We start from the raw sequence: 21109 nt of genomic DNA, 5'->3' as shown, positions 1-21109 counted from the left end.
CTAGAAGTTCAATTCGCCAGTGAAAAGGACTAACACTATGCCGACATTAACTGAACTTATTCTAGATCCCGTATCGCTCACGCTGCTAGCGATATACGGCACATTAATTGTGATTGAAATTAGCTTCCCTGCACGAAAACTGCCGAAAGTGACGGGTTGGATCCCGATATCTTTAGCCGTATTTAGTTTTTATTTTTTGCTATCTAGCTACCTGCCATTATTGATTGACCCATACTTAAAACCGTTTCAGATAGCTAATTTAGATGACCGGAACTCTTTTCTTGGTACTATTTTCGCCATCTTAATTTTCGAGTTATTGATTTATATTTGGCATAAGGCAATGCATAAATATCAAAGCCTGTGGCGAATATTTCACCAGATGCATCATAGTGCTGAGCGGCTTGATAGTTTTGGCGCTTTTTACTTTAGTCCCTTCGACATGATTGGCTTTACTTTGATTGGAAGTATAGCTCTGAATATCTTTGTTGGCTTATCGCCAGAAGCAACAACTTGGTTTTTTTATAGCACTATGGTGTTAGCTATTTTTCCTCACCTCAATATTAATACACCCCAATGGCTCGGGTACATCATACAAAGGCCTGAAAGCCATTCAGTGCACCATGAAAAAGGCGTGCATGCTTTCAATTATTCTGATTTACCCATCTTTGATATTATTTTTGGCACGTTCAATAATCCTAAAACGTTTGCTAAGGAAATTGGTTTTTTTGATGGAGCTTCGAGAAAGCTGCCACAGATGTTAACGTTCCAAGATATAAACTCATTGAAAAGTAAATAAAGATGACTTTTTATAGGTGGTTTTTATGTTTATATTTCAATAATATAAAGCTGAATGCAATGATAAGGATGCTAAGTGACATTACAAGTAATTGAACAAAATGGGGGTGAAGCATCTTTTACCCCGTCTAAAATCGTATGCGTAGGGCGCAACTACGTCGATCATATCCGAGAGTTAGGTAACGAAATCCCTTCAGATATGGTGGTATTTGTTAAACCGAACTCAGCCATTGGTCAAAGTCTGCCGTCATTTATACAAGAGCCGATTCATTATGAAACAGAGCTTTGCTTTAAAGTGGAAAATGGTCAGTTTGCTGCAGTAGGGCTTGGGTTGGATCTTACTAAACGTGCTTTACAATCAAGCCTTAAAAGTCAGCAATTACCCTGGGAGCGTGCTAAGGCATTTGACGGCTCAGCAATATTTAGCCAATTTATCAGTTTATCGACATCATCACTCAAGGCGAATGCGAGTTTTTGCTTTATGCTCACGATTGATGATGAACTGATTCAATTAGGCCATAGTGATTTGATGATGTATTCGGTTGATCAGATCCACCGTTCTATTAGCGAGTTTATGTCATTGGTTGATGGTGATATTGTGATGACAGGTACGCCAAAAGGAGTCGGAGAGGTCACTAAAGGTGCAGTTTTTGAAGTGAAGCTTTGGCCTGGCATTGAATACCATTCTTATGAGCAATTATTAGCAGACCTTAACAAAGCTCAACCTATGATATGTCAGTCATGGGTCGCAGAATAGTTTGATTTAATTTAGCTGGCACGATAGCCCATGTTTGCGTGCGCCTAACTGATGTTGTTTGTCGTTATAGCGCTTAAAAGTTTGCAATCACCTGTTATGACACTCATAACAGATATTGTTGTTTTAGCTGAAGATATAAAGGGCAAGGTTGAAAGCCTAGCTATTGCCGCCCATAAAAGTGTAGCAAAGTGGTGAGTGTAAGCTTGGGTTTACTTCATGTACGCCGCAAAAGATCACTGCGCAGAGATCTGATTGAAAAGGCTGAAAATGAGCGATATTAAGCTAAGCAAACAGGCAAAAATCGATGTTGATAATTATGTATGAACACCAATTATGCCGTTAGCGATGTTTAATTATAAATCTTATGGTAATGCTTAATAACTAATGTCTAATTCGATTGGGCAAATATCTGGCTAAACGATGGGCGCTTGTGAATTTCTATAGGTTGATTGAGTTTTCTTGCCAGATCACTTGCTGCAATTAATCCTCTGATGTGATGCAATTCTTGATCGATTACCAGCATGTGGTGAAGGTTATTCTCTTGCAGTAATCGAACAATATCACTCACTTTTGCTGTTGATATTTGATTGTAATCAAAAGCTTGTAGTTCTTCTCTTGGCACCATAACTTCAGTTACCAATAACTCATCAATCGTTAAAGAGAGACGCTTAGCTGTGAGCATCAGATTGTGATGAGATAGTTCTTGTTGGGTAATGATACCCAGAAATTTATCATTTTTATCCACGACCAAGCGCATATATGCGTGAGTTTTTTCCATGATTTTAGCTGTACCAACTGCACTGGTAGAGGCATCAATAATGATGGGTCTAGATACATCAAAATCAGTAAAAATCTCTAAAGCTGAAGAGTCTAAATTGGGTGTTGTTGACTCTGATGACCATAAAAGGTGATCGATAGATGCTGTACTAAATAATTCTAAATTTCTCATGTGTTTTGTTCCGTTACGCTATGTAAACGGCTTAGGTTACTGAAAGTAGCGACCGCTATTATTCAGGATTGGTGCAACGTCCTTTATATGTTTAACATCAAAAAACCTTAACCTTGTGTTAATAACAATAGACCTGTGGATGCAAGTGAAGCAAGTACATGAAGAACAATTAATTTAGGTTAAGCTACTGTTGTGCATGTTAAATTTTGTGCTAACATTCTAGTGGGTAATAACGCAAGGACGACAAAATGCCGACCAAACAAATCACTAGCAAAGATGGATTATCGAAGGAGTTTAAGTATTTACTGGCAGGCACGTCAGTTAATATTGATATCGTCAGTCCAGCAGGGCAGAAAGGTCGGTTTAGAACCATTTTTATAGGCTACTTACCTGAGCAATTTATATTAATTCAATTTCCTGACTCTAATAAATTAGGTAACTTTGGCCAATATTTTGTTCAGGGGAGTGAAGTCATTGTTAGAGGGCTAGTTGAAGGTCACGAAGCATCTGTTATTGCATTTTCATCAACAATAAAACAAACCTTGAGCACGCCAACAAGAATGATGGCACTTAACTTTCCTGATAAAATGATCATTCATAATTTGCGTTCGACTAAACGTGTGTTAACAGAGCTCACCGCAAGTATAAAAATAAAAGAGGAGTCTTGGGGAGCACAGTTAACAGATGTCTCACTGACAGGCTGCCACGTAGAAGTCAGTGAAGGGGGGCAAGATGAACTTGTCGAAGGTGAAACTATTAATATTTATGTTGATGGAGATGATGAACCCCAAATCTCACTCATAGCCCGTATTTGTAACGCAAAAACTTCAGAAGAAGGGATTAAATTAGGCTGTCAGTTTATTAGCGAACAAGATAAACAGGTAGAAAAACTGGTTCATATAGCTCTCTTAGCTGAAAAGTAATTAGTTAAGAAAGAATCTAGATTACATGTGAAGCAATATCGATGTTTGTTCTTTTTTAGCCATCTTACTGACTACTAACATAAATGAATTATCAATTATCCTTTCTAACTCACCAGCGGGCACTAGATTAATTGGTGCAGAGTTATTTGCAACTGAACTTTCTATTATTCTCTGATTTTCAACATCATTTGGGTAATAAACTGAAATCCAGTGTTTTTTATCCATGTGATAACCAGTGGTAATTGAGTTGAAAATATCCCGTAAAGCACAAGATTCATCAGGATCGCATTTAAGGTTAATCATCAAAGCATTCTTACGCCAGCCAACTAATGCAAACATTTTCGAGTTTACTTTAAATACATGGGCTCCTTCGCCAAAAGGAAAGCTTTCTGTAGTGAATGGCTTCGAGAGTAAATAGGCTCTAACTTGATCAAACTCCATAATATATTCCAAAATTTAGCTGATTAGATTATTTCCTAAGTGATATATCACCGCTTATTACATTAAGGTACTCACCGTTTATCGTAACCAGTTTAGCTTCAATATGCATCGACATAGGGAACTTTATATCAGGTTGTTTTATTAACACCTGTGCATAGGTACGGTAATGATTAGAGAGCATATAAAACTGGCCGTCTACTTCACAATCTAAGTAAAAATTCTTTTCACTTAAATTTATATTTTCTAGCAGGTTATTTGAACTAAACATATGCTCTTCGGTAGTGATGATATTGCAATAATCATCACTATTTATATCAGTGAATTTAAATGTAAGAGCAGGTTTTCCTGCAAGTTCAGTACTATATCCCCCTATATATTTTTCAAGATTAATCGTAGTAGCATAGATGCTACTTGAATAAATAGAGCATAATATAATCAGTAAGTTAACATAAGAGTGAATACGAAAGGTTGTAATTAACGGAGCCTCTGTATTGAATGAAGGGAATTCAATAAAACCTAAATTTAAGTTTGTTAATTGCTTCATAAGATACTCCCTCTCTGACTAAATTAGCACCGTACACTCGCTTTAAATCATGATAGTTGATATTCACAATGCGGTTTTACATAAGTTAAATCAATCTCAAGTAAATCAACCGGAGCTAAATCAATAAAGAAGGTGATTATTTGTTGATAATTATTATGGGTTTTAAGTACGGTTTAACTTGAAGGGTAAAATGATCATTCATAATTTGCGTTCGACTAAACGTGTGTTGACAGACTTATCAATGAAAATTTGCACTACAACTGTTCAATTATCTGGGTCAATGACAGATGTTTCTTTATCAGGGTGCCAGCTTGAACTGGAGCAGCAAAAGAAAGGATTAAATGAAGGTGAAGAAATCGTCATAGAAGTCGCTGAAAACGAGCAAGAGACCATCAGGGTAAAGGCAAGGATTTGCAATGTGAAGCCCTCGGATGATGGCACCGCATTGGGGTGCCAGTTTTTGAATGAACAAGAAACTGAAATAGAGAAAATTGTTCATATGGCATTAATATGGCAGAACAATAATTATCTCAATTTGGCATCATTGATTAACTTGCGTTACACGCTAAGTTATTTTGCAAAAATAGCCTAATGCTTAGGTTTAACAGTATTAGGCTGCGAGTCATTGTTTTATCGTTTAATTAGCTGATTTTACTGTATTAGCTTAGCTATATTAGCTTTTCCAGAGGCGCTGTTTTGTCACCGCTCTTGGCTTTCCTTTTTTTATTAACCAATAAACGTAAACAAGGCTCAAAACAATGGTTAGGCCTTTAAATATGTTGGCGCTAGCTTCTCCCATTGCACCACCTGACATACCAAAAATACCGTAAGTGGCGTTCATAAAAAGATGCATCCACATAGGGTACCAAATGCTGTAACCACACTCACAATAGAGCCAAGCAAACCAAGAACCAGCGACAGCCATAAAAGCAAACAACATCAATGCAGATATGACATCATGGCTTTGGTAAAGGTGTCCAAAACCAAAAATCAGTGAAGTGGTTATTGCTGCAGGAATAAAGCCCCATTTACAAACCCGAAATAGTAGACCAAATAAAATGGCTCTAAAAATAATCTCTTCAAACAATGCAGGGTAAACCGATCCTGTTATTACTGCCGCGATAGATAGGTTTAAGTCTGTCGATAAATAAGCGTAACCGAGCGTCATAGGAACGCAACATAATAAGGCGGAGGTTAAGTAGCAGTCTTTGCGATCAGAATTGAGCCCTAACACGGCTAAAACAGGCTCATCTCGAAAGATGTACAAAGTGAAAAAAACAAAAGGGCCGTAGATAAAAAGCCATCTGGTTAGTGAGTGCAGAACATAAGAATGGTTATCTAAAGCTAGTAGTGTTTCTGTCCATGTTTCACCCCATAAATTTCTTATCAATAAATGGCTACAAATGAATGCCGCCAACAAAAGTGTTGCTCTGATTTTATTTGTCATCTTCTACCCAGTCGTCATTTAGTGTTTATCGAATGACAGTGTTAACAACGAGTGAGTAAGTCACAATACTTTTGGGATTAGCTTAAAATTTTAGTGGTGAAACCTGTCGAATAGGGACGAATAACATTAACTAGGGGCGAGTGACAAAGCGGTTTTAATTACAGCAATATATGATCGAGACACAGGAACGATAACGTCACTAAACTGCATTGTTAGTTTTAAACCATTGGCATTTCCGTGGAATGATTTCACGTGTGATAAATTTACCCCGTAAGAGCGATGGCATCGAACAATATCGCTATCGTGTGGTAATTGTTCTAGCGCTTTAATCAGTGTCATGCGCAGTAAGTTAACAGTCGCTTGGTTGTCTTTTATTGTAATGATTTCACAGTAGTTATCGGCTGATTTGATCAAAATAATATCGGCTAAGCTGACAGATAAAAAGTCTGACTTGTTCTCGCCCGTTATTTGAATGACAACAGAATTATCGGTTGTTTTTTGGGCTTTATCTTCTGTTAACGAAGCTTTTGTTAACCGAGAATTTGTTAACTGAGTATCTGTTGATTGAGTATCAGTTAAGCGAGAATTAGATAAAGGGGCAGATGGAGTGGGTTTACTCGTTGATGTCACATTATTATTGTTACGAAAATACATAATCGAAACTGGAAATATCGCAATAGTCGATACGTAAAATACAAATATCAGCTGATTTTCCCAGTGCCAACTATCATAAACGGCAACAACGAAATAGCTATGATTGAACAGCGCTGCGATTGTGATGTATAGGCTAATGATTAATAGAGGATAAGGTTTTATTTTGGCTCTATGGTGAGATAAGGCTATCTCAATCATCCCTGCAATAAAGACGGCTAGGAATGTGGCAACGCCATAGCCTGCTAAGCGTAGGTATTTAAATGATAACTCTGACTCATAAGTGCCAAAAGGCTGAAAGACACATAAGATCAGCACTGTAATACTGGCAGTTAGCAAAGCCCGTTTTTGTAAAGTAATGCGAGAGTTTAGTGAGTCGTTCAACCAAAACATGAAAGATATTCTAATGATAAACTTTACAAAACACTAACATAAAACTATCTCTAAGAGAAAATCAAAGACGGTTGAAATGAATTCCCTTCTAAGTTAAAAACTTAGCGAGTGTCAGTGATGTTTAGGGGCATATAACGTGAACTTATTCAATGTGTGTATTGGCCAACTAATATTGAGTTATTCCTTGAACATCCTTGCTTTATTATGTCTTTTAAAACGACAAAGTAATTACTTTGCCGTCTTAGCACTCTGTCACTATTTAACCCTTGAAATGGTGAACCTATCTAATAGGGTTAAAGTGGTGAAGCTTGTTTTAATTTATAACATCTAAACTTTAGGTTTTAGGTTTTAGGTTTAATGCCTTATCAATATCTTCAGCGCTATTGCGGTTAGGGACTTGTTCCCATTCTTCTCCCCATGAACGGTTCACAATTCTTCCGCGCTCTACAGCAGAGCGCTGCTCTATCTCTTTTGCCCAGCGAAGTAAGTTAGGATAACTTTCCACATCCAAAAATTCAGCGGCATCGTAGAGATTACCTAAGACTAAATTGCCATACCAAGGCCAGGTAGCAATATCGGCAATACTGTATTCGTCGCCTGCAAGATACTGATTATTTGCCAGTTGCTTATCTAATACATCTAGCTGTCTTTTGGCTTCCATTGAAAAGCGATTAATTGGGTATTCAAATTTTTCAGGCGCATAGGCATAGAAATGGCCAAAGCCACCACCAAGATAAGGTGCAGAGCCTTGAAGCCAAAATAGCCAATTCATTACTTGAGTACGACTCGCTAGTTCTTTAGGTAAAAAGTGACCAAACTTTTCAGCCAGATAAACTAAAATAGCACCAGACTCAAAAACATTAATAGGTTCATCCGTGGTGTTGTCGAGTAATGCAGGGATTTTAGAGTTAGGATTGACTGCAACAAAGCCTGAAGAGAATTGATCACTTTCGCCAATATTAATGATATAAGCATCATACTCGGCTTCAGTTACTCCAGCTGCCAGTAGTTCTTCAAGCATGATAGTGATTTTCTGTCCGTTAGGCGTGCCCAAAGAGTAAAGCTGCAGAGCATGCTTACCTTTAGGCAGCGCTTTATCAAAACGGGCACCAGAATCAGGTCGATTGATACTTGCCCATTTTCCACCATTTTCATCTTCCATTTTCCAAACTTTAGGCGGAGTGAATTCGTTCGTCATTGTAAAACCTCATTAATTTGACACTAGCTAAAAGATTACCATCAATGCTTTTATCTAGCTTCTGCCGACTGGGATACATTTCTCGTGCTATGTAAAAGATATTAGGGCAAAACTAAAATAAAAAAGTGTAGGACGAAAAATAGATTAGCAGAATTGGTTATTAATAAGGGAAATTTAGAATAATGAAACGCTGTGAACTGGGAGGATAACCGAGTCAATAATATGAGAGATGATTGGAGGGTGAAAAGTAACAATTGCTTGATATTAATACTTAACACCCACACCTAACACCCATAATAAAAATCCATACTCGATACCCATATATAATACCTATGGATAAGTAGGGCTTTATAACTTAGTTGTCACTTCAAAATTGACTCTGCGGATTTTTGAGCGCTCAGCTTTAGTAAGCTTTTTACCTTTATCTTGAATGATATGGGCACTTGAAGCTAACTGATTTGGAGAGGCACCAAGTACGACAAGATGTTCAACTAACCCTTCTGCACGACGTTTAGCAAGCGCTTTATTGTATTCAATGGTGCCTTTATCATCCGTGTAACCTTGAATATCAATCGATTTGTTAGGGTTGTTTGACAGGTAAGTCACGATACAAGACATGTTACTGTCTAATCGGCTGTATGGTTTGTCACTGTTCACCTCAAAAAATACCGGTCTAAAGCCTGTTACTTCGGTTTCTTGCTCATTTTGTAATGCGTAACTTAAGCAAGCTGGAGATAAAGAAACCTTTTGCGGCGTTTCGGGGGCTTTTTCTGGTGTTGATTTACACCCTGAAATGACAGTAAATGCTAATATTATCGCTGAATATTTTAAATGTTTCATATCTATATTTAGTCCATTAAAAAAGAAGTCGTAAAATTACCTATTCTATAATTGCGGGTCAATAGTAATTACATTAATTTTAGCGTTTGTTGATTAAAAAATTAATATCACAACATACTTAATGATTACTTTCGTTATTAGTACATACTATTGGGTGTGTTTGTTTTGTTTGATTGGTAATTTAAATTAATTGTAATTATTTTAAATGTTGTTTTTTTATATGCGATGCTGCACCATATTATAGTTTTTTTATTACTAGGTAGTTAGTTTACATACCTTTTGATTATATTTAGGGATAAACCTGTACTTATGGATAAGTGTCAAGAATCGAGCCCATCAATTGATGATAAAACTTTTGTGGCTGGAATAAACCAAACTAAAACAATTGAGAATAAAACTAATTTGATTGGAAAATGTTTGAAAAAACGTTATTTAATTGAATCTAGAATTGGCCATGGTGGCATGAGTGACATATATCGAGCAAAAGATTTATACCTCGAATCACTTAATGTTTCTGAGCCTTTTGTGGCAATAAAAGTATTATTATCGGAATTTGCTGATGCACCTGAGGCGCAGCAAGTGTTAATTAAAGAGTCGATTCAAACACAGCAACTTTCCCATCCAAATATTATTCGTGTTTATGATGTGGATAGCGATGATGCTTACCATTTTATGGTCATGGAGTGGCTAGATGGTGAGACATTAGAGCAGGTCATCAAGCGCTCTAAACCATCGGGCATTAACTTTAAAGGCACAATGCAAATCATTGAGCAGATTGGCTCGGCTCTGTCTTATGCACACAAACAAGGGATTGTTCATACCGATTTAAAACCTTCCAATATCTTTCTCACTCGAAAGGGTGACATTAAAGTCTTTGATTTTGGTGTTGCTAAAAACTTTCAGCAAAACGTAGATCAGTACGCATTAGCTGAAGCCGATTCTGATCCTTCTTTAACGGGTTATACCCCTGCATATGCGAGCTATGAACAGCTTTTAGGCGAAGAAGCATGTGCTGCGGATGATGTTTTTGCATTTTCTTGTATAACCTATGAATTATTAACAAGTAAACACCCATATTTAAGAGTCGCAGCTAACGAAGTCGATACCAACAAACAAAAACTGACTAAACCAAAACACCTCAGTTTTCGCCTTTGGTTAAGCTTAAAAAAAGGCTTAGCGATTCATAAAGCGCAAAGAGAACTCGACATACAATCATTAATCACCAAGTTTCAAAGTAAGAGCTGGCCTGTGCCTGTTTCATTAGCCGCTGCTGCTTTGATTGGTGTTGTAGGTTTTCAGGTGCATCAAGCTTCTGAACAAAAAATTGGCGTTTTAGAAAATATCATTTCAGCTAATGAGCAAGTCAAAAATGAGTCTGATGCATACGAGTTTATCACTGCCTCGACGCTATTTGAGCAAATTGATGGTCTTCCGAACGAGAAAAGTTTGATCCGCGATGGTTTATTGAGAAAACATCAAATCGAAGTCTTGGATTTAATTGAAAAGCAAATAGCAGCAGTGCCTAAAAGTGACAATGGCTTATATCAAAATTACGGTCAAATTGAGTTAATAATTGCAGACATTAGCCGTTACTACCCCGATTCTGTGAGGTTGTTGCAAATCAATAATCAGATGAAGCGTAGTAAACAATCAGTCATTGATTCTTTGTCTGATCGTCTGACTGTGTTGTTGTCGCAATCTCGCTATAACGAGACTGGGGATAACAATATTAAGTCGATTGTAGAAGGTTTAGCTTTCGTAGAACCTAAATTTAAGTATATGCCTAATGAAGAGGCGTTGGTTTTATATACTTCTGCATTTGAACAGTCGTTAAAACTTCGTGATGTTGAACAAATCAGTGCACTTATTACCACAGGAGAAGTTGTTTTTTCAGCAAGTCCTGAAGCTGAACCATTATTGAAATATGGCGCATCAATGCGTGTTGCTGTTAAAAAGCTTAATGATTTCAACCGTGATACTGAAAGTGGTTCTGCTGCTGAATATCCTTATGAAGCTGCCGAGGTATTTTATCGTGATACGTTCAAGGTGCTTACAGAACAACTTGATCTTATTGTTGATCCAAAGAAACTGCATGCTTTTGACAAAGAAGTAGCCATTTTAGCGACAAGTATGCCTGCCGACTTTGAACCCTTACTGACTCTTGAGAAACGTTTAGCGGCTTCTTTTTTACGTCAAGCGAATATCTATTTAGAAAAACAGTACTTAAAAACTGCTCGTGAATTATTTGCCCGCGGTAATGAGCTTTATGAACGTTTGAATGGCGTACAACGCTTATAAATATGTTGGTGAACGTGACTAAGTTTAATGGATTATGAGACGAGTAATAAAATGGAATTAACGTTAGAGATTGTAAGTTATCACAGACTATCGCCCGAGCAGGTCAAGGTTATTAATGTTGGTAATGTTTTGAGCTTAGGAAGGTCTGAGACTTGCGATTGGCATATGCCTGATCCTGATAAAGTGGTATCAGGTAAGCATGCTCAAATATCTAAACGAAATGATGGTTTTTACATCGAAGATTTATCAACTAATGGTTTATTCATCAATCGTGCTGTTGAAGCGCTAGGTTCGGGTGCCGCCCACAAGATTGAGCACGAAGATTTGTTAACTTTCGGTGACTATGAGGTCAGTGCGAAGCTAATTTCGGCAACTGACTCTGCTCATAATGGGCATATGTCTGCTGGAGTTCAGCAATCGAACATTTTACCTGCAGAGGCAGTTATTAGTTCGAGTGAGCCTGCTTTTAACAACGATTTTAATAATGATATTACTGGTTTTGATGCTCAAGAATTATTAGGTAAAGCGAGTTCAAACTCAGCACTATTATCTGAAGTTAATGCCGACCTACAGGATCACTTTAAGCCACCAGAATCTACAATCCCAGAAGAATGGGATAAGGATTTCTTTGAGCAAAAAAGCACTCCAGCAGCGACTCCAACAGTTGCTGCTAAACCTTTAGTGGAAACGCCAAGGCCTCAAGCGGCACCGCAAGCGCAAGCTCAAGTTAAACCCGTCGCTCGAAGCACGCCGCGTACAACACCAGCACAAGAAGCTAATACACAAGTTCAGCCGGTAACGTCTCTCACTCAAGCTTTTTTTAAAGGCTTGGGGGTAGATGAACAAGACTATGGCAAAGTGCTGAATGAATCGTTAATGCTGGAGTTAGGCCAAAGTATGCATTTAATGCTGACAGGTTTAATGGATTCTTTGCGTCAACGCTCTCAGCTTAAAATGGAATTCAGAATTAATCAGACGACATTTCAACAAAGAGAAAATAATCCGTTGAAATTTTCAGCCAATATTGATGATGTATTTCAAAATTTATTCTTACGTAACAGCGCGAGTTTCTTGTCTTCACAGCAGGCGATTACTGAAGCCTTCAATGACGGACGCAAGCATGATATTGCTTTAACTGCCGGCACCATTGGCGCATTGCAAGGCTTACTTAATGAGTTAGACCCTCAGGCGATAGAGCAAAAAAGTCAGAGTCAAACGATAACTGATATGTTGCCAGGTCAAAAGCAAACAAGACAATGGAAAGTCTACAAAAGCTTACATCAAGATTATAAAAATGAATTCATGAGAGATAATTCTGCAGCGTTATCAGATGATTTCGTGAAAGCATATGACAGTAAACTTAAATTACTTTAGGGAGAAACGGTAAAATGAAACTTAAAATTAGTATTTATTATATTGCATTGGTCTTCACGCTATTATTCAGCACTGGCTGCAAAACGATTAATGCTGTTGTACCGCCTTATACGGATATTACTTTTCAAGCCAGTAAAGATATTAATCCTGATATTAACCTTCGTCCATCACCGGTCGTGGTCAAAGTGTTCGAATTGTCTTCAAGAACCATTTTTGATACTCAAGACTTTTTTACTTTATATGAAGATGCTGAGTCTGTATTGGGCCCAGATTTAATACGCAAAGATCAATTAGAGCTTCAGCCTTCTGAAATTCGTGAGTACCCAATGTCTTTAGGGGCAAATACTCGCTATGTCGGTGTGGTTGTCGCGTATCGTGATATTGACTCATCGCGCTGGCGTTCAGTGGTTGAAGTTGATCCTACAGACTATGACAGTATTACGATAAACATCGAAAAAATAGCCGTTTATAACTCTGAACAATAATGCATTTTTGATGAAGCTTTCTGGTTTAGAGAAATTGCATTAACGTTTTATAGAATAAAAATAAAGACATTGAACGTCATTATATAATAGGGAAATTATGAGTGATTTTAGTCCTGTAGCATGGACGGAAGGGATGTTCCTGCGTCCACAACACATGCAACAACAAGAGCGATTCTTACAATATCAGCAAACTCATGCGGTCAATAAACTTAACCCTTTTGCGTGGGGAGTGACCAGCTTTGAAGTGAATCATGGATTATTACCCCTAGGACAATTTGGTTTAGACAGAATTGAATGTATGTTCCAGGATCACACGCTGGCATTATTACCAGAGCAAAGTCCTTTACCTAAAGCGATTTCGATTCCTGCTGGCACCATTGATCAATTGATTTATATTGTTCTGCCTGTATCTAAAAGTAACAGTCTTAATATTTCGTCGGAAGAACAAAATCAAATAACAAGATATGTGTTTGATGATCATAATATTGTGGATACCAGTTTTGGCTCTGATGCTACAGAAGTGCTGCAGGTGGCCAAATTAGATTGCCGACTGAAATTGCAAAGTGAAGACCGTTCAGGCTATGTATCCATAGCGATAGCAAGAGTCATTGATGTTTCTGATGAAGGTGTTGTTAAACTTGATAAAAAGTTTATTCCTGCCTGTACCGGTATTTCCCACATTAAAGCCTTGCAAAATATAAATACCGAAATCAATGGCATGATCCAGCAACGAGCTGATGCTATCGCTGGAAGATTAAATCAATCCCAAAGTGCTTCAAGTTCGATTGCAGACTTTTTAATGCTGCAATTGTTGAATAAGTATCAACCTATATTTGAACATTACTCTGTAGTTAGCCATGTTCACCCAGAAACCTTTTTTTGCTCTTTGCTGTCATTCTCTGGTGAATTAGCTACGTTTAGTAGCCCAGATAAACGCCCGCCTAAATTCCCTATTTACCAACATGACAATCTTACGTATGTATTCAGTAATGTGATGGTGATTACCAACCATGGTTTAAGTACTGTTCTTGAACAAAGTGCAACAGAGTTTGCGTTAGAAAAGACCAAGTTCGGCGTATATTTTGCCACCATTTCAGATAAAAGCATGCTTGATAATGCAGACTTTATTCTGGCTGTAAAAGCGAACGTGCCGAGTGAGGAGCTTCGCCAAAGGCTGCCATCACAAATAAAAATTGGTTCAGTAGAAACGATACGAGAATTAGTCAATAACCAACTGGCGGGTATCGGTATCTCAACCTTACCAATAGCACCACGACAAGTGCCGTATCATGCCGGTTATCACTACTTTCAGCTTGATAAAAATAACAGCCATTGGGTAAAGCTGAAATCTAGTGGTGGGTTAGCTATGCATATTTCAGGTGCATATCCTGAATTACAGATAGAGCTTTGGGCTATCAACACGTAATAAACACAATGTATAAGGATATTTGTTGTGGAAGATAAAACTATTGTTAAACCTCGCCCTGGGAGAGGGGCTGGATTAGCAACCAGTAAACCCAAAGTTAATGATGACAGTCAGAAAACATTGGTACAAGAAATCAAATTTGATAACCGTGCACAAAGTGCGGTGTTAAGTTTAGCGCAAAATCCGATTGTTGATTTTGCAGGAACATTATTATCGATATGTACCCAATTGCGCACCAGTGCTCAGCATGACGATATTGATACATTACGAGTTCATTGTGTTGAGTTAATTAAAAATTATGAGCAGCAACTACGAAGCGCTGATGTGAGTGCAGAAGATATAAAGTCTGCGCGTTACTGTTTGTGTTGTTTCATTGATGAAGTTGTATTGAATTCACCTTGGGGGGAACAAAGTTACTGGGCCTCCGACAGTTTATTATCAACTTTTCATAATGAAACCTTAGGTGGTGAGTACTTTTATACATTACTCGATGCATCATTAAGACAGCCCGAACAAAAGTGTAATTTATTAGAGTTAATGTATTTATGTTTAACCCTTGGATTTGTTGGAAAGATGCGCGTTGAGCCACAAGGCGATCAACAGTTAGAGGCATTAAGAGAAAGAACATTTTTGGTGATTCAATCGACGAAAGATGATTTACATCGTGAGTTGTCACCTTCTTGGCGACAGAACATAGCCTCAAACCAAACCTTTGAACAGCCATTTCCATTGTGGGTTATAGGTGCGCTTTTTGGTGTGTTGTTATTGTTTATTTACTTAGGATTTAGATACAGCATTAATGATTACTCATCAACAGCTTATAAGCAACTTACCAGTATCGTGCCATGGGAAGACACCGTTGAAGAACAGTTGATCAGTCGCGATGAAGCCTTGTTATTGCAGCAGTTATTACAAACTGAGATTTCTAAAAACTTATTAGAAGTTGAACAGTTAACCGATCGTGTGAGAATTAGAATTGAAGCGGGGGAGTTATTTGCATCAGGTAATACTCAGCCTCGTTCTGACTTTGAAGCTATTCTGGCAAAAATTGCCAGAACACTTGAAGGCACTTCAGGGAAAATTCTGATTACAGGTCATACTGACGATGAACCTATTTTTACCTCAAAATACCCTTCTAACTGGCACCTATCTCTAGCAAGAGCAACTTCAATAGGTAATGTTTTGGCTCAAAATGCGTCTTTACGAGGTCGTTTATGGCCAGAAGGAAGAGGCGAGTCAGAACCGAGAGTTGCCAATGACAGTGAGCAAAACCGCGCATTTAATCGTCGTATCGAAATAGACTTACTGTTTTAGCATTACACAAAGGAATTGTAATAATGTCTGCAAAATCAATTGGCAAAAGGATTGTCGATATTTTTAAATCCAAATGGGTTATCACAATCATTGGATTTACATGTTTAGCGTTATTGATTTGGTTTGGTGGCCCCTTAGTGGCTATTGCTGGTTATGAACCGCTTGCATCAACAGCAGTGAGAGTGATCGTACTATTGGTCATTGTCATCATTTGGGGTGGGCTGCACTTTATGCAGCAGGTCAAAAATAAAAAACAAAGTGATGAAATGGTAGATAGCCTCATTAATGGTGAGGGTGAAACGGTTTCTGGTGATGATCTCGTTAAAAACGAAATAGATGTTCTACAAAATAAGATGACCCAAGCTTTAGACATCTTAAAGCAGACTAAACTGACAAAGAATAAAAGTATTTACGAGCTCCCTTGGTACATCATGATTGGCCCCCCAGGTAGTGGTAAAACGACAGCTATTCAACATTCAGGTTTAGAGTACCCATTAAAAGAAAAAATGGGTGTGGATATGATTGAAGGCGTCGGCGGCACACGTCATTGTGATTGGTGGTTTACTAACAAAGCCGTGTTGATAGATACCGCAGGTCGCTATACCACGCAAGATAGTCATGTAAAACAAGATTCTAGAGCGTGGCAGGGCTTTTTGGGCTTACTGAAAAAGTATCGTCCAATTAGGCCTATTAATGGTGTGATTATTAGTATGGGAATGTCTGAATTGCTTAACCAGACTAAAACCGAACGTAACATGCATGCCAGAGCGATTAAACAACGTTTACAGGAGCTACAAAACCAATTAGGCATGACGTTTCCTGTTTATGTTTTGTTATCTAAATCGGATTTAGTAGCAGGCTTTAACGAGTTTTTTGATGATTTAACAAAGGAAGACTGTGAGCAAATTTGGGGCGTAACTTTCCCACTTGATGTGGATGAAGAAACTGACATTGTTAGTACATTCAATAAAGAGTTTCATCATTTACTGCTGACTTTAAACGCAAGATTAAATACCCGATTAAGGCATGAGCGAGATTTGGAACGTCGAGCTGCGATTTACGAGTTTCCTAAGCAATTAAGGCTCCTGCAAAGCTCGGCAGATGACTTTTTGAAAGAAATCTTTGCACCAAATGCATACGAAGAAGCACCGTTACTTCGTGGGGTTTACTTGACGAGTGCCACACAAGAAGGCACACCGATAGATCATCTTTCAACTCATTTATCGAGCGGGATTAAAAGTAAAACCAAGGCAAGTTCCAATGGCAAAGTAAGAAGCTACTTTATAAAACGTTTATTAGAAGATGTTGTTTTTCCAGAAAAAGACCTCGCTTCAAGCAACAGAAAACATACTAACCAAAACAAATTATTGAGAAAGGCATCGTTAGCTATTGCTGCTTCGGTCACTTTAGTCGCGAGTTATTTTTGGTGGGAGAGTTACGACTGGAATCGACAGCTGATAGACAATACTTACCAAGAGCTTGCTAAATATGAAGACGTTACCCAAGGTGGCTTGTCTTCTAAGACGGATATTGTCACTTTAACGAAAGGCTTAACGATTATTCGAGATTTACCTGTTGGCTATGGTACTGAAAAATCGGAAGATGCTCATACATTAGGGCTTTATCAAGGCGATAAATTAAAGCAGCCAGCGACAGCCGCTTATGTAAGGGCACTTGAGTCCCACTTAAGACCTTTAATGCTATCTATTCTCAGTGAAGAAATGGATGCTAATGGCCATCACCTTAATTATCTCTATGAAACATTAAAAACCTATTTAATGTTGTATTTACCTGAGTACTATCAAGCTGAAGACATTAAGATTTGGTTTTCTGCTTACATTGACCGCAATGTGATCGGCAATGTAAACGCTGAAGTGCGCCAACAGCTTAACCTTCATATTGAAACCTTACTTAATTTAGGGATTAGGGGCGACAACTATGACGACATGGTTGTTGGTGGTGCTAGGGCCAATTTAACCATGCTACCCCTAGTTGAACGTGCGTATCAGCGTTTAAAAAGTGACTATTCGCAAAGCAGTATTCCAGATTTTGAATTGGTCGATATCCTCAGTTCTGACAGTTTAGATGGGTTAGTTTTTGGAAGTGGACGTCAGTTTAATCAAGGTATTCCTGGCCTATACACCTTCAATGGTTTCCATGGCATTTTTAATATTGAGAAAAATAAAATTATTAAAAACTTAACGGCAGATAGTTGGGTTTATGGTGATGAGTTAGCAAATTTAGACGAGCAAGCACGAAACCGCTTAACAGCTGATCTTGAGAGAAAGTATATTCGAGATTATATTTTTTACTGGGAAGACTTTTTAAGTGATATCACGGTTAAACCCTACTCGACTCTCGAGGAAGCTGAAAGAGTTACTGCAGCATTAGCAAGTCCAGATCAACCGATTAAAACCATTATTGCAGCAGTGCAAAAAAATGTGCAATTGACAAAACTACCCATGGAATCCAATAACTTAAAAGCGGCATCTGAAGTGGCTGGCAATGTTACTGATGTTGCTTTTCGTTCTAAAAAAGCGCAGTTAAATCGCTTGTTACCTGATACCGCGATTGAATTAGATGTGGAATTACCAGGTAAAGAAGTTGAAGTGGCGTTTGCAGAGCTTATAGAAATCAATTTAACTGATGTCGATAAAATTCAAACAACCCTCAGAGCGCTTAACCGTAACTACGCCAAACTCATGTTGCAGTCAGATATTCGCGGTAACGTGATGAATCAATCTGTAGAAGAAAGTTTTGCTCAAATGGGCAGCAATCTATCAGAACAATTAATTGATCTTCCACATCCAGTGAAAGGTTGGCTAGGTGGGGTTGCATATCAAACACGTACTTTTGCCAAATCAAATCAAAATCAACGCTTTAATGGTATTTGGCGTTCACAGGTTTTAGCTGAGTTTAAAGGCGCGATTGATGGACGTTATCCATTTAATCGTAAATCTAAAGTTGATGTGAGATTGAATGACTTCAGTAAATTCTTTGGCTATGGCGGCACACTCGATAAGTTTTGGGATCAATATTTAGCAATGCATGTTGATACCAGTAAAAAGCCGTGGCGATTCATTCGAAATATTGGCATTCAAGATGATGTGTTGATTATGTATCAACGTGCTGAAGTGATTAAAGAAGCTTTTTTTGAGCCTGGTAGTAAACGCCCTAAAATCAATTTCTCGCTAGAGCCTCAGCTATTAGACCGAAGTGTCAGCTTGTTCTTATTAGAAATGGATAATCAACAGCTTAAGTATCAACATGGCCCAACCAGAAAGGAAATGTTTATTTGGCCTGGCCAAGGTGCAAACAACGAAACGCGCATCGCATTCTCGCCCCCTAATGGTGGCCGCTCAATTAATATGAAATATGAAGGTGAATGGTCTTTCTTCAAATTACTTGATGAGTTGAGTAATAAGCGTCCACAAACTAAAAAGGACGGAAAGTTGATGATTAACCTGAGTGGATATAACGCTGAACTAAAACTGATTGCTAATAGTGTGAACAATCCATTTTGGATGGCAAATATGGAGACATTTAGATGTCCTGCGAACCTTTAAAAAGTATTGGTTATTGTGGAAAAATCCCTGCTAAAGGAGATTTTATTCAACAACATTTGAATCAGGACTTTCTGAAAAATTGGAATGATTGGCTTCAAGCTGTGCTTGCTGTAAGTAAGGAACAAGCCGCAAATGAGTGGCTAGATTATTACCTTACAAGTCCAATATGGAATTTCTCTTTATCGGCAGGCATATGTTGTGAAGAGGCAGTGATAGGTACTGTTATACCGAGTGTGGATCAGGTCGGCAGGCATTATCCATTTACAGTCGCGGGTTTTCATTCTCAATCTGCACTTAGAGGTTGGTGCTCAAACACTTGTTCACCAGTGTTTGAGCAGCACATTTTATCGGTATTAGAGGATGACACTGCAATAGACACTTGGTTAATTGAATTACTTGATAACACATTGACAGTATCAATGGACAAGTATTCATTCTCTGAAGTGGAGTCAGAGGATCAAACCAAAACAGCTTGGGTGTTTACTGGTAGTCAAAGCCCTGAATTATTGTCACTACTGGATCAACAGTATAAGCGTAAATTTAATCGCTACAGTATTTGGTGGACGGAAGGTTCTGCTGATGTCGAGCCTTGCGTCATTATTACAGAAGGCTTGCCGCAGGTGAGCCAATTCATCTCGATGCTAAATGGACAATGGAAGCAAACTAGTTGGAATATGGCCGAACTTAATAAGGATGAACATACGTGCACTTAAGTCATGCTTTGACCCATCGGGGTACAATAAGAGAAATTAATGAAGATGCATTTTTAGAATTGCCATATTTAGGCGTTTGGGTTGTTGCTGATGGGATGGGTGGTCACGCAGCTGGTGATGTTGCAAGCCAAACTGTTATTGACGGAATTCAACAATCATTGGAACAGGTTGAGCCAAATGAAATCACTATCGAATTACTGAAATCATCTTTGCAGAACAGCAATCGTATTTTACAGCAAATGAGCGAAACTGAGTTTGAAGGTAAAGTCGCCGGTAGTACCGTGGTTGTGCTGTGGTTAGATAATGATCAGTATCATATGTTATGGGTTGGAGATAGCCGAGTATATCGGTTTAGAGAGCAACAGTTAACTCAACTGTCTAAAGATCACAGCCAAGTCAATGACATGGTAGACGAAGGTATACTTGCACCTGAAGAAGCTGAAACTCACCCCTTGGCTAATGTCATCACACGAGCAGTAGGCGTAGATGTCCATTTGGACATTGACTATCGCAGCGATAAAGTAAATGAAGGTGATATCTTTCTTTTATGCAGCGATGGCCTAAACAAAGAACTTAACGATAACGAAATTCAAAGAATCATTCAGTCTGAAAACATTATTGACTCAGGTTTAGCTTTGTTACATGCATCGCTAGTGAGAAATGCACGTGATAACGTGACATGTATATTAGTTAAACATACTAATAAAGTGTCTAGTTTAAGTGAAGAGTGCGATAAAACAATTCCGGTTTTTGTATAATCAGCGATTAATAAAAGTAATATTAATAAATATAGTTAAACCAAACTAATTAAAAAGAGTTTTAATTGTATATTTGCAATTAAAAAACATTATAAAGTATTAGTTTGATATTTAATTTACATTAATCTGTTTATTTAATCTTGTTATGTTTACTGATTTATATAAAATACATCAAATAGTATTATTGGAAAGTGTTTGGTTTTTAAATTTAAATAGTAAGTGTTATTTATGTCTATT

The 21109-nt window shown here is 38.0% G+C and carries 19 protein-coding genes; 12 read left to right on the top strand and 7 right to left on the bottom strand.

Annotated elements, in window-relative coordinates:
* The first annotated feature begins 37 nt into the window (after window positions 1–37).
* Complete coding sequence (locus AB4153_RS11790) at window positions 38–796, top strand: sterol desaturase family protein (protein WP_371997537.1); 759 nt, start codon at window positions 38–40, stop codon at window positions 794–796.
* Between the two features lie 75 nt (window positions 797–871).
* Window positions 872–1552, top strand: a complete 681-nt coding sequence (locus AB4153_RS11785; RefSeq protein WP_371997536.1) for a fumarylacetoacetate hydrolase family protein — start codon at window positions 872–874, stop codon at window positions 1550–1552.
* A gap of 388 nt (window positions 1553–1940) precedes the next feature.
* On the opposite strand, the gene AB4153_RS11780 is transcribed toward AB4153_RS11785, so the two are convergent.
* The gene (locus AB4153_RS11780; RefSeq protein ID WP_371997534.1) at window positions 1941–2501 is read right to left on the bottom strand and encodes a CBS domain-containing protein; all 561 of its coding nucleotides are present in this window, start codon (window positions 2499–2501) and stop codon (window positions 1941–1943) included.
* Between the two features lie 248 nt (window positions 2502–2749).
* Here AB4153_RS11780 and AB4153_RS11775 point away from each other — a divergent pair, with 248 nt between their 5' ends.
* Window positions 2750–3424, top strand: coding sequence for a flagellar brake protein (locus tag AB4153_RS11775; RefSeq protein ID WP_303512726.1), 675 nt, complete (start codon window positions 2750–2752; stop codon window positions 3422–3424).
* A gap of 21 nt (window positions 3425–3445) precedes the next feature.
* Here AB4153_RS11775 and AB4153_RS11770 read toward each other — a convergent pair whose 3' ends face one another.
* Together AB4153_RS11770 and AB4153_RS11765 are read right to left on the bottom strand one after the other, a co-directional pair.
* Window positions 3446–3865, bottom strand: a complete 420-nt coding sequence (locus tag AB4153_RS11770) for an MmcQ/YjbR family DNA-binding protein (RefSeq protein WP_303512728.1) — start codon at window positions 3863–3865, stop codon at window positions 3446–3448.
* Between the two features lie 28 nt (window positions 3866–3893).
* On the bottom strand, window positions 3894–4409 hold the full coding sequence (locus tag AB4153_RS11765; protein ID WP_303512731.1) for a hypothetical protein: 516 nt from the start codon (window positions 4407–4409) through the stop codon (window positions 3894–3896).
* A 190-nt stretch (window positions 4410–4599) separates the two neighbouring features.
* Here AB4153_RS11765 and AB4153_RS11760 point away from each other — a divergent pair, with 190 nt between their 5' ends.
* Entirely contained in the window at window positions 4600–5001 is a 402-nt protein-coding gene (locus tag AB4153_RS11760) for a PilZ domain-containing protein (RefSeq protein ID WP_303512733.1), read from the top strand.
* Between the two features lie 81 nt (window positions 5002–5082).
* Here AB4153_RS11760 and AB4153_RS11755 read toward each other — a convergent pair whose 3' ends face one another.
* From AB4153_RS11755 to AB4153_RS11740, 4 genes are all read right to left on the bottom strand, one after another.
* Window positions 5083–5577: a CPBP family intramembrane glutamic endopeptidase gene (locus tag AB4153_RS11755; protein WP_241906465.1), complete on the bottom strand. Its 495-nt coding sequence runs from the start codon at window positions 5575–5577 to the stop codon at window positions 5083–5085.
* 405 nt (window positions 5578–5982) lie between these two features.
* Window positions 5983–6900: a LytTR family DNA-binding domain-containing protein gene (locus AB4153_RS11750; RefSeq protein ID WP_303512738.1), complete on the bottom strand. Its 918-nt coding sequence runs from the start codon at window positions 6898–6900 to the stop codon at window positions 5983–5985.
* A gap of 334 nt (window positions 6901–7234) precedes the next feature.
* The gene (gene yghU, locus AB4153_RS11745; protein WP_303512741.1) at window positions 7235–8098 is read right to left on the bottom strand and encodes a glutathione-dependent disulfide-bond oxidoreductase; all 864 of its coding nucleotides are present in this window, start codon (window positions 8096–8098) and stop codon (window positions 7235–7237) included.
* A 348-nt stretch (window positions 8099–8446) separates the two neighbouring features.
* Entirely contained in the window at window positions 8447–8938 is a 492-nt protein-coding gene (locus tag AB4153_RS11740; RefSeq protein WP_102529164.1) for an OmpA family protein, read from the bottom strand.
* Window positions 8939–9355: 417 nt separating this feature from the next.
* On the opposite strand from AB4153_RS11740, the gene AB4153_RS11735 reads away from it, so the two are divergent.
* From AB4153_RS11735 to AB4153_RS11700, 8 genes are all read left to right on the top strand, one after another.
* Window positions 9356–11236: a serine/threonine-protein kinase gene (locus tag AB4153_RS11735; RefSeq protein WP_371997530.1), complete on the top strand. Its 1881-nt coding sequence runs from the start codon at window positions 9356–9358 to the stop codon at window positions 11234–11236.
* 27 nt (window positions 11237–11263) lie between these two features.
* A complete protein-coding gene (tagH, locus tag AB4153_RS11730; protein ID WP_371997529.1) occupies window positions 11264–12610 on the top strand; it encodes a type VI secretion system-associated FHA domain protein TagH in 1347 nt (448 codons plus the stop codon).
* Window positions 12611–12624: 14 nt separating this feature from the next.
* Entirely contained in the window at window positions 12625–13095 is a 471-nt protein-coding gene (tssJ, locus tag AB4153_RS11725) for a type VI secretion system lipoprotein TssJ (RefSeq protein ID WP_371997528.1), read from the top strand.
* Window positions 13096–13192: 97 nt separating this feature from the next.
* Window positions 13193–14521, top strand: a complete 1329-nt coding sequence (gene tssK, locus AB4153_RS11720; RefSeq protein ID WP_102531752.1) for a type VI secretion system baseplate subunit TssK — start codon at window positions 13193–13195, stop codon at window positions 14519–14521.
* Between the two features lie 27 nt (window positions 14522–14548).
* The gene (tssL, locus tag AB4153_RS11715) at window positions 14549–15835 is read left to right on the top strand and encodes a type VI secretion system protein TssL, long form (protein WP_102528960.1); all 1287 of its coding nucleotides are present in this window, start codon (window positions 14549–14551) and stop codon (window positions 15833–15835) included.
* A 23-nt stretch (window positions 15836–15858) separates the two neighbouring features.
* On the top strand, window positions 15859–19401 hold the full coding sequence (tssM, locus tag AB4153_RS11710) for a type VI secretion system membrane subunit TssM (RefSeq protein WP_371997527.1): 3543 nt from the start codon (window positions 15859–15861) through the stop codon (window positions 19399–19401).
* Window positions 19383–20114, top strand: coding sequence for a type VI secretion system-associated protein TagF (gene tagF / locus AB4153_RS11705; protein WP_371997526.1), 732 nt, complete (start codon window positions 19383–19385; stop codon window positions 20112–20114). Before tssM ends, tagF begins: the two co-directional genes overlap by 19 nt.
* The gene (locus AB4153_RS11700) at window positions 20105–20872 is read left to right on the top strand and encodes a PP2C family serine/threonine-protein phosphatase (RefSeq protein WP_102528963.1); all 768 of its coding nucleotides are present in this window, start codon (window positions 20105–20107) and stop codon (window positions 20870–20872) included. The genes tagF and AB4153_RS11700 overlap by 10 nt, the downstream gene beginning before the upstream one ends.
* The last annotated feature ends 237 nt before the right edge of the window (window positions 20873–21109 follow it).

The organism is Shewanella sp. 10N.286.52.E4 (genome assembly GCF_041468785.1).
Lineage (GTDB): Bacteria > Pseudomonadota > Gammaproteobacteria > Enterobacterales > Shewanellaceae > Shewanella > Shewanella electrodiphila.
The sequence above is the reverse complement of the archived record's forward strand: the minus strand, read 5'-3'. Positions and strand labels throughout refer to the sequence as shown.